This is a genomic window from Streptococcus sp. oral taxon 431 (genome assembly GCF_023110115.1).
Classification (GTDB): Bacteria; Bacillota; Bacilli; order Lactobacillales; family Streptococcaceae; genus Streptococcus.
In genome coordinates this window covers 85613-103120 of record NZ_JALDVP010000004.1, presented here as the reverse complement: position 1 = coordinate 103120, position 17508 = coordinate 85613, and the positions used below count along the sequence as shown (strand labels likewise).

The window sequence follows — 17508 nt, the reverse complement described above, 5'->3', positions numbered from 1 at the left end:
AATTCTACTAGAAAATCATCAATTATTCAAATTTTTATTTGTCAATTTTTTGTAAACAAAGTTGACAACCCCTTTACGATTGAAAGGGGTAACATCTCTATTGTTTCAATAAAAAAATTATCTGTCTTTTTATTAAAAAAATGCTATAATTGAAAGGACCATATCAAAGGAGAATAAGATGAGTAAACCCATTATTTTAACAGGAGATCGTCCAACGGGGAAATTACATATTGGGCACTACGTTGGTAGTTTGAAAAATCGTGTCTTACTACAAGAAGAGAATAAATATGACATGTTTGTTTTTTTAGCTGACCAGCAAGCACTAACAGACCATGCAAAAGATCCACAAACTATTGTAGAGTCTATTGGGAATGTTGCTTTGGACTATCTTGCAGTGGGATTAGATCCTAATAAAGCAACGATTTTCATTCAAAGCCAGATTCCAGAATTGGCAGAGCTCTCTATGTATTATATGAACCTAGTTTCATTAGCTCGCTTGGAACGAAATCCAACCGTAAAGACTGAAATTGCTCAAAAAGGCTTTGGAGAAAGTATTCCAACTGGATTTTTAGTTTATCCTGTTGCGCAAGCAGCAGATATTACAGCATTTAAGGCTAACCTGGTTCCAGTAGGGAATGATCAAAAGCCGATGATTGAACAAACACGTGAAATTGTGCGTTCTTTCAACCATGCCTATAACTGTGATGTTTTAGTAGAACCAGAAGGAATTTACCCTGAGCATGAAGGTGCGGGACGTTTACCAGGTCTTGATGGTAATGCCAAAATGTCGAAATCACTTAATAATGGAATTTACTTAGCTGATGATGCGGATACTTTGCGTAAAAAAGTAATGAGTATGTATACAGATCCAGACCATATTCGTGTTGAGGATCCAGGTAAGATTGAAGGAAATATGGTTTTCCATTACTTGGACGTATTCGGTCGACCTGAGGATGCTCAAGAAATTGCTGAAATGAAGGAACATTATCAACGTGGAGGCCTTGGTGATGTTAAGACTAAACGTTACCTACTTGAAATCCTAGAACGTGAACTTGGTCCAATCCGTGAACGTCGCCTAGAATATGCTAAAGATATGGGTGAGGTTTATAATATGCTCCAAAAAGGTAGTGAAAAAGCTCGAGAAGTTGCTGGGCAAACACTATCAGAAGTAAAAGCTGCAATGGGTCTAAATTACTTTCACTAATGGATAAAATATGAACTATAAAACTATTTCTTCTTTAAAATAAGAGGGATAGTTTTTTATTTATTCTCTTATAAATTTAATTGACAAATTTTCATAGAATGGTATGATAGATACAATACAAAAAGCGTTTAGCTCAATAAAGAAAGAAAAGAGGAAACTTCAATGTCTAATTGGGGCACTAAATTTTTGAAAAAAGGTTTTACCTTTGATGATGTATTGCTAATTCCAGCAGAGAGTCATGTGTTGCCTAATGATGCGGATTTAACAACAAAATTAGCAGATAATTTGACTTTAAATATCCCAATTATTACAGCTGCAATGGACACTGTAACAGAAAGCCAAATGGCCATTGCAATCGCGCGTGCAGGTGGACTTGGAGTTATCCATAAAAACATGTCTATTGAGCAACAAGCTGACGAAGTCCGTAAGGTAAAACGTTCTGAAAATGGTGTTATCATTGATCCATTCTTCTTGACTCCTGAACATACAATCGCTGAAGCAGATGAACTCATGGGCCGTTACCGTATCAGTGGTATCCCAGTGGTTGAAACTCTAGAAAACCGTAAGTTAGTTGGTATTTTGACCAACCGAGATCTGCGTTTCATTTCTGACTACAACCAACCAATTTCAAAACACATGACTAGTGAAAACCTAGTTACTGCTCCGGTTGGTACAGATTTAAAAACTGCTGAGAGTATTCTTCAAGAACACCGTATTGAAAAACTACCTCTAGTTGACGAAGAGGGTCGTCTTTCTGGTTTAATCACCATTAAAGATATTGAAAAAGTGATTGAGTTCCCAAATGCGGCAAAAGATGAATTCGGTCGTCTTCTAGTTGCTGGTGCGGTAGGTGTTACTTCTGACACATTTGAACGTGCAGAAGCCCTCTTTGAAGCAGGAGCTGATGCTATTGTTATCGATACTGCCCATGGTCACTCAGCGGGTGTACTTCGTAAAATCGCTGAAATTCGTGCTCATTTCCCAGACCGTACACTGATTGCTGGGAACATCGCTACTGCTGAAGGTGCGCGTGCTCTTTATGATGCAGGTGTTGACGTTGTTAAAGTCGGTATTGGCCCAGGGTCAATCTGTACAACTCGTGTTATTGCTGGTGTAGGAGTTCCCCAGGTAACAGCAATTTACGATGCAGCAGCAGTTGCGCGTGAATATGGTAAAACAATTATCGCTGATGGTGGAATCAAATATTCTGGAGATATTGTAAAAGCCCTTGCTGCTGGAGGAAACGCAGTGATGCTCGGATCAATGTTTGCAGGAACAGATGAAGCTCCAGGTGAAACTGAAATCTTCCAAGGACGTAAGTTTAAGACATACCGCGGTATGGGTTCAATTGCTGCTATGAAGAAGGGTTCAAGCGACCGTTACTTCCAAGGTTCTGTCAATGAAGCAAACAAACTGGTTCCAGAAGGTATCGAAGGTCGCGTTGCTTATAAAGGTGCAGCAGCTGATATTGTTTTCCAAATGATTGGTGGTATTCGTTCTGGTATGGGTTACTGTGGTGCTGCTAACTTAAAAGAATTACATGACAATGCTCAGTTTATCGAAATGTCAGGTGCGGGTCTAAAAGAAAGCCATCCACACGATGTGCAAATCACTAATGAAGCACCAAACTATTCAATGTAAAATAAAAAAATCTCCTGTTAAACGGGAGATTTTTTTATTTTACAAAGATGTAAAGTTTAATTTACAGTCAATTGACCATTATCTACTGTAAAGACGCTCAAGTTATCAGGTAAGTTTTGAATATGGTCTAAACTAGTAGTTGTAATAAAAGTTTGAATGTTATGAGAAATAGTTTCCAATAATTTAAGTTGACGAGTATTGTCAAGTTCACTCATAACATCGTCAAGCAAAAGAATGGGAGATTCTTTGGTAATGCTCTCCATCAATTCGATTTCAGCAAGTTTTATAGAAAGCACCAAGCTACGATGTTGCCCTTGACTTCCGAAACTTGCTTCCATTCCATTAATCAAGAAAATCATATCATCCCGATGAGGACCAACTCCAGTATTCTTCTTAAATAAATCTCTGGATCTACTTTTTTGAAGTGCTATATAGAAAGATTCAGCCAAATGTTCCTTGTCAACAAAGTTTACAGAAGGTTGATAATAGATTGACAGTTCTTCTAACTGATCTGAGATGTCAAAATGTTTTTTCTTGCCAAAGAGTTCCATTTTCTGGATAAAGTCAGCTCGATGATTCATTACACGACAGCCATATTCTACTAGTTGGTCATCAAGAACAGATAGGAAAGTCTCATCTATGTTTTGTGTAGATTTGAGATAGGTATTTCTCTGTTTAAGGACGTGGTTATAACTTGACAGGTCTGACAAGTAAATCGGTTTAATTTGCCCTAATTCTATGTCAATGAATTTACGACGAATAGCCGGAGCGCCTTTGACAAGTTGTAAATCTTCTGGAGCGAATAAGACAACATTCATATGACCAATATAGTCTGATAGACGAGCTTGTTTTAAGTAATTCACTTTAGTAATTCGACCTTTTTGTGTTAAGTCAATTTCAAGTGGAATGCTTGCTGTTTTCTTTTGCAAGATTCCAGAAACTTGCAGTTGTTCTTCTTCAAATTGAATTAAATTTTTATCAGTCTTTGTTCGATGACTTCTTGTTAAGGCTAAAAAGTAAATACTTTCGAGAAGATTGGTTTTTCCTTGAGCGTTTCGGCCAACAAATACATTTAATTTTGGATTAAAATTAACTTCGACATCTCGATAGTTACGAAATTGTTTAATGGATAGATTTTTCAGCCACATATTTATCTACCTGGGAAACGTGGTGTAGGTTTTGTTTTTGTTGCTTGAGCTTTTTTTGTTGGCTTTTTTTGAACTTTTTTATTCATTTCCTTGACAAGCTTAGCTACACGTTCTTTCTCAAGTTTTTCTAGACGAAACTCCTCTAGTTCTTCTGATGTTGGTTTAACTAGAATAATTTGAGTTTTTAAATCAGGGATTTCAATAGAATCCCCGATTCTAATTTTCTTGCCTCGACGATTTTCTAATTCTCCATTAAAATATACAAGATGGTCCGCCAAAAAAGATTTAATAGCACCGCCACTTTGGATGATTCCAAGATCTTTCAAAAGAGCTTGGAGAGTAATAAATTCTTCAAATAATTTGTATTCCATAGTTTACCTCAATCTTTGGTATTATACCATATTTTGCACAAAATAGTTGAGAAGAAACAACTGATATGAAAACGATTTTAATTTCAAAAGAGTCAAAGAGAACGGGAAAAATTTTCGTTTTCATGGTATAATAGAACTCTATGTAAAAGGAGGTAAAAGATGGAGTTATTCCCTGGAATTGCAGTGCATTTTATCCAATCTAAAAAGTTTAAGACAAATAAAATAACCATGCGTTTCACAGCTCCATTATCTCTGGATTTAATTTCTGGTCGCATGCTAAGTGCCAGTATGCTTGAAACTGCTAATAAAGGCTATCCAACTGCTCAGGTTCTTAGAAAACATCTGGCAGCATTGTATGGAGCAGATTTGTCAACTCATGCGTATAGAAGGGGGCAAAGTCACTTAGTAGACGTGAGTTTGACTTATGTTCGAGATGAATTTTTAAGTAAGAAAAACGTATTAACTGCTCAGATTTTAGAATTATTGTATCAAGTCATATTTAATCCATTGTCAAATGAAGATGAATTTGAGAACAATGCCTTTGAAATTGAAAAAAAACAATTGTTGGCGAGACTAGAATCAGAATTAGAGGATCCTTTCTTCTTTGCCCATAAAGAATTGGATCAGTTGTTTTTTCAAGAAGAATCAATGCAGTTAGTTCCTAGAGATTTAATTGCCAGAATTTCTGAAGAGACTTCTAAATCTTGCTATTCAAGTTTTCAAAAAATGCTGAAAGAAGATAGAATTGATTTATTCTTTTTAGGTGATTTTAATGAAATTGAAATCTTAGAAAACTTGAAGAAATTTAACTTGATAGGTCGTAAAGAAACTGTAAACATTCAATATCAGCAAGGTTATTCAAATGTTCTTAGAGAAGGAATTGCTAGGAAAAACCTAGGTCAGTCTATTCTAGAAATGGGTTATCATAGCACAATTGGTTATGGAGATGTTCAAAAGATGGCCTTGCTTCTCGTGAATGGTTTGCTTGGAGCTTTCCCGCACTCTAAACTGTTTACCCAAGTTAGGGAAAAGGAAGGGTTGGCTTACACTGTTTCTAGTCACTTAGATCTCTTTAGTGGATTTTTAAGATTGTTTGCTGGGATAAATCGTCAAAATCGAAACAAGGTAAGAAAATTGATGAATGATCAATTGTTAGCTATCAAAAATGGTAGATTTACAGATTCTGAAGTTAATCAAACTAAGGAAATGATTCGTAGGACGATGTTGTTGAGTCAGGATAATCAAGATTCGATTATAGATAGAGAATACTTAAGCCTCTTTTTTGGTAAATCGGTTTTAGACCTGGATACTTTGATAGAGAGACTAGAGCAAGTTGACAAGGATGAAATCTGTAGGGTGGCATCTAGTTTGAAATTGCAGGCTATCTATTTTATGGAAGGAGCAGAATGACTAGAGTTACTTTTCAAGAGAAATACTATCCTGCTGTAAAGGAAACTCTTTATCAAGCAAAATTAGAAAACGGATTGACAGTTTCTTTACTTCCTAAAAATGATTTTAACGAAGTTTATGGTGTAGTAACTGTCTATGTTGGTTCAATTGACACTGAGTTTACAGCTAGAGATAGTAAAAAGAAAACATATCCTAAGGGGATTGCTCATTTTTTAGAACATAAACTTTTTGAAAGAGAAAATTCTGAAGATATCATGGCTGCATTTACCAAATTAGGTGCAGATAGTAATGCCTTTACAAGCTTTACAAATACAAGTTATCTTTTTTCAACCTCTGACAATGTCGCTGAGTGTTTGGACTTGCTTGACGAGCTTGTTACTAGCTTTAACATTACTGAAGAATCTGTTGAACGAGAAAAGGATATTATTCAACAAGAACGCGAAATGTATCAGGATGACCCTGATTCTTGCTTGTTCTTTAAAACACTTGCAAATCTATATCCGGCAACTCCACTAGCTTCAGATATTGTTGGGACTGAAGATTCGATAGAAGATATTAGTTTAGAGGATCTACGGGACAATTTTGATGAATTTTACACTCCTGTCAATAGCCAAATTTTCCTCGTTGGAAATTTTGATTTAGAGTTGATACAGAATTATTTCTTGCAAAAGGATGTTGGAGGTTGTATAGTTCAAAATCCAAAAGAACCAATCGCTTTACACCCTGTAAAGAAGGTTGAGAGCATTCGTATGGATGTTGCATCACCTAAATTAGCAATAGGAGTTCGAACGAATTCTGATATGGGTCATCAGGACTGCTATCGATATAGCGTTCTATTAAGAGCGTTATTTACGATGATGTTTGGTTGGACCTCTAAAAGATTTCAGAGTTTGTATGAAACTGGGAAATTAGATTCTTCATTATCTTTAGAAGTTGAGATCAATCGACGTTTTAACTTTTTGATGCTGACAATGGACACGAAGGAGCCTGTTGCTATTTCGCATCAATTCCGAAAGGCAATTCAGAGCTTTGTTACTGATGCAGATATTTCGGAAGAACATCTTGATTTAATCAAAAGTGAAATTTATGGAGAATTTATCCATAGTATGAACTCTTTAGAATTTATTGCGACCCAGTATCAGTCACATTCTGACGAAACAACCCTGTTTGATTTACCAAAGATTATACAGGAAATGACCTTGGATGATGTTCTTGAGGTAGGACATCATTTTATCGACAATAGTGAAATAGTTGAATTTACGATTTTTCCACTATAGTCATCGAAATATAAAATAAACTAGAAAGAAGGCATGGTAAGTATGAGAAAAAAAACAATTGGTGAAGTGTTACGTTTAGCAAGAATCAATCAAGGTTTGAGTTTAGAGGAATTGCAGCGCAAGACAGACATTCAACTGAATCTGCTTGAGGCTTTAGAATCAGATGATTTCGACCAATTGCCAAGCCCTTTTTATACACGTTCTTTTTTGAGGAAGTATGCTTGGGCAGTTGAGTTGGATGAAAACCTTGTTTTAGATGCATATGATTCAGGGAGTATGATTACCTATGAGGAAGTTGATGTTGATGAGATAGAACTATCAGGTCGTAGACGTTCTAATCGCAAGAAACGTTCCTTGCTCCCTCTGTTTTACTTTATTCTCTTCTCATTATCTATTATAATTTTTGTTTCTTATTATGTTTGGAATTACATTCAAACACAACCGACAGCAACAACTTCAGCCAACTATAATGTTGTGACTACGACAACAAGTGCAACAAGTAGTGAAACGACAACTAGCAATCAAACCACTAGCCCATCAAGTTCGAGCGACGCATCAACTGTGACGGTTTCTGGTCAGGGAGATGTTATATCGGTAGAATATAAAACTGCTAAAGATACAGCCGAACTTCAACTGTCTGTGACGGATGCAACAAGCTGGATTAGTGTTTCAGATACTGAATTGGCTGGAGGAACTACTCTTGAGCCTAATAATAAGATGGTCAAAACAACAGTTTCTAAAGGCTCTCCAGTAACTATCACATTAGGTGTTGTCAAAGGCGTGAAAATCAAAATCGATAATCAGGAAATTGATACTTCGAAATTAACTGGTCAAACTGGCTGGATTACATTGAAATTAAGTTCAAATTAAGGAAGGATAACATGAAAAAAGAGAATATTCCTAACATACTTACGCTTGGTAGAATTTTATTTATTCCGATTTTTGTTCTCCTTCTATCATTTGGACAGTCTCCTGTGTTACATAAAATAGCAGCAATTATTTTTGCCGTTGCCAGTATCACTGACTATCTAGATGGCTATTTAGCTAGAAAATGGCAAGTAGTTAGCAATTTTGGGAAATTCGCAGATCCAATGGCAGATAAGTTGTTAGTTATGTCGGCATTTATCATGCTAGTAGGTCTAAATATGGCTCCTGCTTGGGTAGTAGCTATTATCATTTGCCGAGAACTTGCAGTTACTGGGTTGCGCCTACTCTTAGTTGAAACTGGTGGAACTGTTTTAGCTGCAGCAATGCCAGGAAAAATAAAAACATTTAGCCAGATGTTTGCGATTATCTTCTTGTTATTTCATTGGAATTTACTTGGTCAGATAACTCTTTATATCGCTTTGTTCTTTACAGTTTATTCTGGTTATGATTACTTCAAGGGAAGCGCGTATTTGTTTAAAGGAACCTTTCGCTAGATATGGAATCGATTATTGAAATTAAGAATCTGTCATTTCGATATCAGACAGATCAAGAACACTATGATGTTCATAACATTTCGTTTCACGTGAAACGTGGAGAATGGTTGTCTATCGTTGGTCATAATGGTAGTGGAAAATCAACAACTGTTCGCTTGATTGACGGTTTGCTAGAAGCGGAATCGGGAGAAATTTGGATAGACGGTGATTGCCTAACTCCGGAAAACGTCTGGGAAAAAAGACGTAAGATTGGTATGGTATTTCAAAATCCTGATAACCAATTCGTGGGGGCAACCGTAGAAGATGACGTTGCTTTTGGACTAGAAAACCAAGGGATTCCACTTGAAGAGATGAAGAAGCGAGTTACTGAAGCTTTATCATTGGTTGGTATGGCTGAATTTTCTAAAAAGGAACCAGCTCGCTTATCGGGAGGCCAGAAGCAGAGAGTGGCTATCGCAGGCGTTGTCGCCTTGCGACCAGATATTTTAATTCTGGATGAAGCTACAAGTATGTTGGATCCAGAGGGGCGTTTAGAGTTGATTAAGATCGTCCAAAAGATTCGTCAAGATCACCAAATGACAGTGGTCTCCATTACGCATGACCTAGATGAGGTGGCCATGAGTGACCGTATTTTGGTGATGAAAAAAGGAGAAATCGAATCAACTAGTACTCCTAGAGAACTATTTTCTAGGTCAGATTTAGATCAAATTGGTTTAGATCAACCCTTTGTCAACCAATTAAAAGAATCGCTACGTACTAGTGGCTTGAAATTACCAGAGCACTACCTGACCGAAGAGGAGCTCGAGGAGGCTTTATGGGAATTATTCTAGACAATGTGAGTTATACGTATCAGGAAGGAACCCCCTTTGCCTCAGCTGCCTTGTCCGATGTTAATTTGTCAATAGAGGATGGATCTTATACAGCAATTATTGGGCATACAGGAAGCGGGAAATCTACAATTCTACAACTTTTGAATGGTTTGTTGGTTCCCACAAAGGGAAGTGTTCGTGTCTTTGATACATTAATTACATCAACATCCGTCAATAAGCAAATTCGTCAAATTCGCAAACAAGTGGGCTTAGTCTTTCAGTTTGCAGAAAATCAAATCTTTGAGGAGACTGTCTTAAAAGATGTGGCTTTTGGACCTCAAAATTTTGGAGTTTCTGTAGAAGAGGCAGAAGCTATTGCGCGTGAAAAACTAGCTTTAGTAGGGATTGATGAGTCACTCTTTGGACGTAGTCCCTTTGAGCTTTCAGGCGGACAAATGAGAAGGGTTGCGATTGCTGGTATTTTGGCGATGGAGCCTAGCATTTTGGTCTTAGATGAACCAACCGCTGGTTTAGATCCAATTGGTCGAAAAGAGTTAATGAACTTGTTTAAAAAGCTTCATCAGGATGGTATTACGATTGTTTTAGTGACCCATCTGATGGACGACGTTGCTGAATTTGCTGACCAAGTTTATGTGATGGAAAAAGGAAAGTTGGTCAAGGGTGGGAAGCCAAGTCTTGTTTTTCAAAATGTCGAATTCATGGAAAAAATCCAATTAGGTGTTCCAAAAATCACAAGATTTGCTCAAAGGCTAGCTGAACGAGGAGTTTCTTTTAAACAATTGCCGATAACAATAGAGGAGTTTAAGGAGTTCATCAATGGATAACATGATTTTAGGTCGTTACATACCAGGAAATTCGATTGTTCATCGTTTGGATCCTCGTAGTAAGTTAGTGGCAATGATTTTATTGATTATGATCGTTTTTTGGGCCAATAATCCAATAACTAATCTGATCCTTTTCGTTGTAACAGGTATATTTGTAGCCTTATCTGAGGTTCCCTTATCCTTTTTCATAAAAGGTTTGCGGTCCATGTTTTTTCTGATTGCTTTTACAACCCTTTTTCAACTTTTCTTTATCTCTGGTGGAGATGTCTTGTTCGAGATGGGGTTTATTAAAATCACGAGTCATGGCATTGAGCAGGCGGGAATCATTTTTTGCCGCTTTGTGTTGATTATCTTTTTCTCAACTTTGCTTACCTTGACAACCATGCCATTAAGCTTGGCTACAGCAGTTGAGTCCTTGCTTGGACCCTTGAAAAGATTTAAGGTTCCTGTTCATGAAATCGGGCTCATGTTGTCTATGAGTTTACGTTTTGTACCAACCTTAATGGATGATACGATTCGAATTATGAACGCTCAAAAGGCGCGTGGTGTTGATTTTGGAGAAGGGAATATAATCCAAAAAGTTAAGGCTATGATTCCTATTTTGATTCCTTTATTCGCTACGAGTTTGAAACGAGCGGATTCTCTTGCTACAGCCATGGAGGCTAGAGGATATCAAGGTGGGAACGGACGCAGTCAGTACCGGCAGTTGAATTGGATGAATAAAGATAGTGTGGCCTTACTCCTGGTATGTGTGTTGGGTTTGATTCTATTTTTGTTGAAATCCTAAAGTGAAGTATAGAATGAGATAGGGTAGAGGTATGAACCGTTTTAAAAAATCAAAATATATCATTGTTCTATTTGTCGTTGTGTTAGTAGTTTCTGTTCTTTTAGTAATGACGAAATCAAGTACAGTTGTGACAAAAGCTGGAGATGGCATTTCTCTGATAGATAGAATTGTGCAAAAACCATTTCAATGGTTAGAATCTACAAAGTCAGATTTAGGAAATTTGACGAGAGCTTACAATGAGAATGAAACTCTCAAAAAAGAATTCTATCAAATGGAAAAGGAAAAGAATGAAGCAGATCGCTTAAAAGAAGAAAATGAACAACTGCGTCAATTACTAGATATGAAGTCAAAATTGAATGCGACTAAGCTAATTGCTGCGGATGTTATCATGAGAACTCCGGCGACTTGGAAACAAGAATTAACAGTTAATGTTGGTTCGCAACAAGGTGTAACAACTAGTATGCTTGTTGTTTCTGGTGGAGGATTGGTTGGAAGCGTTGAAAACGTAGAAGAGAACTCAACTGTGGTCAATTTATTAACAAATGCTGAAAATACAGAGAAAATTTCTGTTAAAATTCAGCATGGATCTAGTAGTATTTATGGTATTATCGTTGGCTATGACAAGGAAAAAGAACTACTGAAAATTAGTCAGCTAAATAATAGTGGAGATATTAGTCAAGGTGATAAAGTGGTAACTGGAGGTTTGGGGAACTTCAATGTCACAGATATTCCTGTAGGAGAAGTCGTATCTGTGACCCCTACCAATGATTATCTGACAAGAGAAGTTATGGTTAAAATGCATGCTGATCCAATGAATCTTAAAGTCGTAGAGTTAGTGGGGAATCCATCATGAGACTTTTTAAGCAAATAGGGATGTTTTTGCTCTTGCCCGTAATCATTTTAATAGATAGCCACTTAGGACAATTTGTAAATAGCTTTTTTCCACATCTTCAAATTGTAAGCCACTTTATTTTCATCTTCTTATTATTCGAGACAATAGAAGTATCAGAATATTTGTTTTTGGCCTATTGCTTGGTTCTAGGACTTATATACGATATCTATTTCTTCCATCTGATAGGGATAGCTAGTCTTCTTTTTGTGATTATTGGAGCAATCGTATATAAAAGCAACTCTGTTATTTTATTAAATAGATGGACAAGATTATTAGCTATTTTAATGATGACTTTTACATTTGAATTTGGTAGCTTTATCCTAGCACACGTGGTAGGATTGACTGCAGAAAAACTACCTGTTTTTATAGTTTATAGTCTGGGTCCTACTATGATATTGAATTTTATATGGATGATAGTTTTCCAATATATTTTTGAAAAAATATATCTATAAGAAAGAAACAAAACTGTAATAAAGGCGTAATATTTATTAGGCCTTTTTTTGATATACTAGTATTGTCTTTTTTAAGAAGGAGTATTTACACATATGAAGAAAAAAATTCTAGCATCACTTTTGTTAAGTACAGTATTGGTTTCACAAGGAGCTGTTCTTTCAAGTGTTAAAGCTAACACAACAGATGAAAAAATTGCAGCTCAAGATAGCAAAATTAGTGAGTTGACAACGCAACAAAAGGAAGCTCAAAAACAAGTTGATGAGATTCAAACTCAAGTTACAGCTATTCAAACAGAACAAGAAAAGTTGCAAACTGAGAATGAAACTCTTCAAGAAGAATCTAAAAAACTTGAAGGTGAAATCACAGAGCTTTCAAAAAATATCGTAGCTCGTAATGAATCGCTTGAAAACCAAGCTCGTAGTGCACAAACTAACGGAACTGCTACAAGCTACATTAATACAATTATTAACTCTAACTCAATCACAGAAGCTATTTCTCGTGTAGCAGCTATGAGTGAAATTGTATCAGCTAACAACAAAATGTTGCAACAACAAAAAGAAGATAAAAAAGCTATTGCTGAGAAACAAGTTGCTAACAATGAAGCAATCAACACAGTTATTGCCAACCAACAAACACTTGCAGATGACGCCCAAGCTTTGACAACAAAACAAGCTGAATTGAAAGTGGCTGAGTTGAATCTTGCAGCAGAAAAAGCTACTGCAGAAAGTGAAAAAGCTACCTTGCTAGAGAAAAAGGCGGCAGCTGAGGCAGAAGCGAAAGCAGCGGCAGAAGCAGAAGCAGCTTACAAAGCTCAACAAACAAGTCAACAACAAACAGTTGCAGCTTCAGCAAACACAACATTTGCAGCACAAGTACAAGCAACTTCAAGTTCTTCATCTTCATCAGATGATGACTCAAGTTACACACCTGCACCAACTCCTGTAAGCCAACGTCCTACATATAGTACAAACGCTTCAAGTTATCCAACAGGTGAATGTACATGGGGAGCTAAAACATTGGCACCTTGGGCTGGAGATTACTGGGGTAACGGAGCGCAGTGGGCAACAAGTGCAGCTGCAGCAGGTTTCCGTACTGGTTCTCAACCACAAGTTGGTGCGATTGCATGTTGGAATGATGGTGGCTATGGACACGTAGCGGTTGTTACAGCTGTTTCATCATCATCAAGTATCCAAGTATCAGAATCTAACTACGGTGGAGATCGTACAATCGGTAACAAACGTGGATGGTTCAACCCAACTACAACTTCTGAAGGTTATGTTACGTACATCTATCCAAACTAATGAAAAAATTGAGACTCTTTCCGAGTCTCTTTTCTTGTCATTAAATAGAGAAGTTCTGCTAAAAAACTATCAAAATAGCTTGATAATATTGAGAAATTATGGTAGAATGAAACTTGTCGTGTGAACGATAATACTCATTCTTGATGAATTGTGAAACTGTTGCCTTTGGGTTGTTTTGCAAGCTGAAATCGAGAAGAGGAAAAAACGAAAAAGGAGAAATACTCATGGCAGTAATTTCAATGAAACAACTTCTTGAGGCTGGTGTACACTTTGGTCACCAAACTCGTCGCTGGAACCCTAAGATGGCTAAGTACATCTTCACTGAGCGTAACGGAATCCACGTTATCGACTTGCAACAAACTGTAAAATACGCTGACCAAGCATACGACTTTATGCGTGATGCAGCAGCTAACGATGCAGTTGTATTGTTTGTTGGTACTAAGAAACAAGCTGCTGACGCTGTTAAAGAAGAAGCAGAACGTTCAGGTCAATACTACATCAACCACCGTTGGTTGGGTGGTACCCTTACTAACTGGGGAACAATCCAAAAACGTATCGCTCGTTTGAAAGAAATCAAACGCATGGAAGAAGAAGGAATCTTCGACGTTCTTCCTAAGAAAGAAGTTGCACTTCTTAACAAACAACGCGCTCGTCTTGAAAAATTCTTGGGTGGTATCGAAGACATGCCTCGCATCCCAGATGTAATGTACGTAGTTGACCCACATAAAGAGCAAATCGCTGTTAAAGAAGCTAAAAAATTGGGTATCCCAGTTGTAGCAATGGTTGACACAAACACTGATCCAGATGATATCGATGTAATCATCCCAGCTAACGATGACGCTATCCGCGCAGTTAAGTTGATCACAGCTAAATTGGCAGACGCTATCATCGAAGGTCGCCAAGGTGAAGATGCTGTAGCAGCAGTTGAAGCAGAATTTGCAGCTTCAGAAGCTCAAGCAGACTCAATCGAAGAAATCGTTGAAGTTGTAGAAGGCGACAACGCTTAATTCAAATAAGTAATCATTACCTAGGAGGGCGGGGCTTAGCCCGGCTCTCCTATTTTTAAAAAATATAGGAGAATCAAAATGGCAGAAATTACAGCTAAACTTGTTAAAGAGTTGCGTGAAAAATCTGGTGCTGGTGTTATGGACGCTAAAAAAGCACTTGTAGAAACTGACGGTGACATCGAAAAAGCAATTGAATTGCTTCGTGAAAAAGGTATGGCTAAGGCAGCTAAGAAAGCTGACCGTGTTGCTGCTGAAGGTTTGACTGGTGTTTATGTGAACGGTAACGTTGCAGCAGTAGTTGAAGTAAATGCTGAAACTGACTTCGTTGCGAAAAACGCTCAATTCGTTGAATTGGTAAATGCAACTGCAAAAGTAATCGCTGAAGGAAAACCAGCTAACAACGAAGAAGCTCTTGCTTTAACAATGCCTTCAGGTGAAACTCTTGAAGCAGCTTATGTGTCTGCAACAGCAACTATCGGAGAAAAAATCTCATTCCGTCGCTTTGCTTTGATTGAAAAAACAGATGCACAACACTTCGGTGCTTACCAACACAACGGCGGACGTATCGGTGTTATCTCTGTAATCGAAGGTGGAGACGAAGCACTTGCTAAACAAATCTCAATGCATATTGCTGCGATGAAACCAACAGTTCTTTCATACAAAGAATTGGATGAGCAATTTGTTAAAGATGAGTTGGCTCAATTGAACCACGTAATCGACCAAGATAACGAAAGCCGTGCAATGGTTAACAAACCAGCTCTTCCACACTTGAAGTATGGATCAAAAGCACAATTGACTGATGAAGTTATTGCTCAAGCTGAAGCTGACATTAAAGCAGAGTTGGCTGCAGAAGGAAAACCAGAAAAAATCTGGGACAAAATCATTCCAGGTAAAATGGATCGCTTCTTGCTTGACAACACTAAAGTTGACCAAGCATACACACTTCTTGCACAAGTCTACATCATGGATGACAGCAAGACAGTTGAAGCATACCTTGAATCAGTTAACGCTTCAGTAGTTGAGTTCGCTCGCTTTGAAGTTGGTGAAGGTATCGAAAAAGCTGCAAACGACTTTGAAGCTGAAGTTGCAGCTACAATGGCAGCAGCTTTGAATAACTAATAACAAAAAGAGGAAGCATCTTTGCTTCCTTTTTCATATAGAAAAACTTTATAAAAAAATTAAAAGCCCTTGTTAAAGGGCTTTGTGTATTTAGGAGACTATACTTCGAACTCATAGAGCGCTGTAGATAGGTAACGTTCTCCGTTATCTGGTGCAAGCGCAAGGACTTTTTTACCTGCCCCAAGTTTTTTAGCAACTTCGATTGCTGCATAGATAGCTGCGGCAGAAGAAATACCTACCAAGAAGCCTTCTTTTCCACCAATTTCGCGACCAAGTGCAAGAGCATTGTCTGATGTCACGCGAACGATACCATCATAAGCTTCTGTATCAAGTGTTTCTGGGATGAATCCTGCAGAGATACCTTGAATTTTGTGAGGTCCTGGTTTTTCACCTGACAAGATAGCTGACTCGTCTGCCTCAACTGCAAAAACTTGAATGTTTGAGTTAGCAGTTTTAAGAGCATGAGAAACACCTGAAATAGTTCCTCCAGTACCTACACCAGCAACAAAGGCATCTAAACCATCAGCTCCGAAATCAGCTAGAATTTCAGCTCCTGTTGTTCTTTCGTGAACTTCTGGGTTAGCTTGGTTATTAAACTGTAATGGTAGGAAACCATCGCGTTCAGCAGCAATTTCTTGCGCTTTTGCAATCGCACCTTTCATTCCTTCACTACCGGGAGTGAGGACTAGTTCAGCACCATAAGCTTGGATGATCTTGCGGCGTTCAACACTCATTGTTTCAGGCATAACGATGACAACTTTATAACCTTTAGCAGCACCAACCCATGAAAGACCGATACCAGTGTTCCCGCTTGTTGCTTCTACAATAGTAGAGCCTGGTTTCAGTTTACCCTCTTGTTCTGCTTTTTCAATCATACTAAGAGCGATGCGGTCTTTAACGGATGAACCTGGGTTAAAAGCTTCTAGTTTTACGTAAACGTCTGCTGCACCTTCTGGTACAATGTTATTCAATTTAACAATCGGTGTTTTTCCGATAAGTTCCGTGATATTGTTATAAATAGCCATGTTAGCACCTCTTTATATAAGATGCTTCTAGTATAACGCTATCTTAAACTTTTGTAAAATATAGAAATCCTATCGAAGCGATAGGATTTTTTTATAACAATCAGAAAAATAGTTAGTGTAAATCTAAAAATTGAGGGAAGATATTTAAAAGTGCTTTACACAAGGTTTACAGGAACTTCAACTTCTCGTAAGCCTTGATCTGTTAGAATAACTTTCCCATTAAAAAATTCTATGAGGGCAGATTTGGTATCCTCTTTAACTTCTTTATCGACAAAGATAATTGTGTCAACTTGATCTGTAAAGTTGGTTTCGAGTTCCATAAGATTATGTTCTTTAAGAAAATTTCCATACTCTTGATATTGAGCATAGCTCATTTGAATTTGAATCCCTGCTTGTTCTTTAATTTCAGCAATTCCAATTTCTTTGACAGCTAAGGCAACACTACCTGCATAAGCGCGAATAAGACCTCCTGCTCCCAGTTTGATACCACCAAAATATCTGGTAACAACTACACAAACATTGGTCAAATTGTGATTTTCTAGAACTCCTAGCATAGGTACGCCAGCAGTTCCACTTGGCTCCCCATCATCACTGGTTCGCTTGATTTCACTGCGCTCACCAATAATAAAAGCAGAGCAGTTGTGGGTAGCCTTATAGTGTTCTTTTTTGATAGCAGTGATAAAGGCACGAGCTTCTTCTTCACTATAGACACGTTTTGCATGACAAATAAATCGTGATTTTTTGATTTCTTCTTGGACTTGTCCGTCCTCTTTTATCGTTCTAAATTCCATATTTTTA

Annotated in this window: 18 protein-coding genes; 14 read left to right on the top strand and 4 right to left on the bottom strand. The window is 37.6% G+C overall.

The annotated features are described in order from the left end of the window. Positions 1-178: 178 nt before the first annotated feature. On the top strand, positions 179-1204 hold the full coding sequence (gene trpS / locus M1F91_RS06685) for a tryptophan--tRNA ligase (protein ID WP_004250956.1): 1026 nt from the start codon (positions 179-181) through the stop codon (positions 1202-1204). Positions 1205-1366: 162 nt separating this feature from the next. Further along, positions 1367-2845, top strand: a complete 1479-nt coding sequence (gene guaB / locus M1F91_RS06680) for an IMP dehydrogenase (protein ID WP_247913086.1) — start codon at positions 1367-1369, stop codon at positions 2843-2845. Positions 2846-2901: 56 nt separating this feature from the next. Here guaB and recF read toward each other — a convergent pair whose 3' ends face one another. Together recF and yaaA are read right to left on the bottom strand one after the other, a co-directional pair. Next, the gene (gene recF / locus M1F91_RS06675) at positions 2902-3993 is read right to left on the bottom strand and encodes a DNA replication/repair protein RecF (RefSeq protein ID WP_247913085.1); all 1092 of its coding nucleotides are present in this window, start codon (positions 3991-3993) and stop codon (positions 2902-2904) included. 2 nt (positions 3994-3995) lie between these two features. After that, positions 3996-4364 carry a S4 domain-containing protein YaaA gene (gene yaaA, locus M1F91_RS06670; protein ID WP_006153329.1) on the bottom strand — a complete coding sequence of 123 codons (369 nt, stop codon included), beginning with the start codon at positions 4362-4364 and terminating at the stop codon, positions 3996-3998. 159 nt (positions 4365-4523) lie between these two features. Here yaaA and M1F91_RS06665 point away from each other — a divergent pair, with 159 nt between their 5' ends. The 12 genes from M1F91_RS06665 (at position 4524) to tsf (ending at position 15685) form a co-directional block, all read left to right on the top strand. Continuing rightward, positions 4524-5774: a pitrilysin family protein gene (locus M1F91_RS06665; RefSeq protein WP_247913084.1), complete on the top strand. Its 1251-nt coding sequence runs from the start codon at positions 4524-4526 to the stop codon at positions 5772-5774. Next, positions 5771-7051, top strand: coding sequence for a pitrilysin family protein (locus M1F91_RS06660; protein WP_247913083.1), 1281 nt, complete (start codon positions 5771-5773; stop codon positions 7049-7051). Before M1F91_RS06665 ends, M1F91_RS06660 begins: the two co-directional genes overlap by 4 nt. Before the next feature lie 42 nt (positions 7052-7093). Continuing rightward, positions 7094-7921, top strand: coding sequence for a cytoskeleton protein RodZ (gene rodZ, locus M1F91_RS06655; protein ID WP_247913082.1), 828 nt, complete (start codon positions 7094-7096; stop codon positions 7919-7921). Positions 7922-7932: 11 nt separating this feature from the next. Next, positions 7933-8472 carry a CDP-diacylglycerol--glycerol-3-phosphate 3-phosphatidyltransferase gene (gene pgsA / locus M1F91_RS06650; RefSeq protein WP_247913081.1) on the top strand — a complete coding sequence of 180 codons (540 nt, stop codon included), beginning with the start codon at positions 7933-7935 and terminating at the stop codon, positions 8470-8472. A 2-nt stretch (positions 8473-8474) separates the two neighbouring features. Then, positions 8475-9302 (top strand): energy-coupling factor ABC transporter ATP-binding protein, encoded by an 828-nt coding sequence (locus M1F91_RS06645; RefSeq protein ID WP_247913080.1) that lies wholly within the window; start codon positions 8475-8477, stop codon positions 9300-9302. After that, positions 9287-10126 (top strand): energy-coupling factor transporter ATPase, encoded by an 840-nt coding sequence (locus M1F91_RS06640; RefSeq protein WP_247913079.1) that lies wholly within the window; start codon positions 9287-9289, stop codon positions 10124-10126. The genes M1F91_RS06645 and M1F91_RS06640 overlap by 16 nt, the downstream gene beginning before the upstream one ends. After that, positions 10119-10913, top strand: a complete 795-nt coding sequence (locus M1F91_RS06635; protein WP_247913078.1) for an energy-coupling factor transporter transmembrane protein EcfT — start codon at positions 10119-10121, stop codon at positions 10911-10913. The genes M1F91_RS06640 and M1F91_RS06635 overlap by 8 nt, the downstream gene beginning before the upstream one ends. A 31-nt stretch (positions 10914-10944) precedes the next feature. Further along, on the top strand, positions 10945-11766 hold the full coding sequence (mreC, locus tag M1F91_RS06630; RefSeq protein WP_247913077.1) for a rod shape-determining protein MreC: 822 nt from the start codon (positions 10945-10947) through the stop codon (positions 11764-11766). Beyond that, on the top strand, positions 11763-12257 hold the full coding sequence (gene mreD, locus M1F91_RS06625) for a rod shape-determining protein MreD (RefSeq protein ID WP_247913076.1): 495 nt from the start codon (positions 11763-11765) through the stop codon (positions 12255-12257). The genes mreC and mreD overlap by 4 nt, the downstream gene beginning before the upstream one ends. A gap of 93 nt (positions 12258-12350) precedes the next feature. After that, a complete protein-coding gene (locus M1F91_RS06620) occupies positions 12351-13559 on the top strand; it encodes a CHAP domain-containing protein (RefSeq protein WP_247913075.1) in 1209 nt (402 codons plus the stop codon). A 224-nt stretch (positions 13560-13783) separates the two neighbouring features. Next, positions 13784-14566 (top strand): 30S ribosomal protein S2, encoded by a 783-nt coding sequence (gene rpsB / locus M1F91_RS06615; RefSeq protein WP_004250981.1) that lies wholly within the window; start codon positions 13784-13786, stop codon positions 14564-14566. Positions 14567-14644: 78 nt separating this feature from the next. Continuing rightward, positions 14645-15685, top strand: a complete 1041-nt coding sequence (tsf, locus tag M1F91_RS06610) for a translation elongation factor Ts (RefSeq protein WP_247913074.1) — start codon at positions 14645-14647, stop codon at positions 15683-15685. Positions 15686-15783: 98 nt separating this feature from the next. Here tsf and cysK read toward each other — a convergent pair whose 3' ends face one another. Together cysK and M1F91_RS06600 are read right to left on the bottom strand one after the other, a co-directional pair. Continuing rightward, complete coding sequence (gene cysK / locus M1F91_RS06605; RefSeq protein WP_006149073.1) at positions 15784-16710, bottom strand: cysteine synthase A; 927 nt, start codon at positions 16708-16710, stop codon at positions 15784-15786. A gap of 155 nt (positions 16711-16865) precedes the next feature. Continuing rightward, a complete protein-coding gene (locus tag M1F91_RS06600) occupies positions 16866-17501 on the bottom strand; it encodes a YigZ family protein (RefSeq protein WP_247913073.1) in 636 nt (211 codons plus the stop codon). Positions 17502-17508 lie beyond the last annotated feature (7 nt).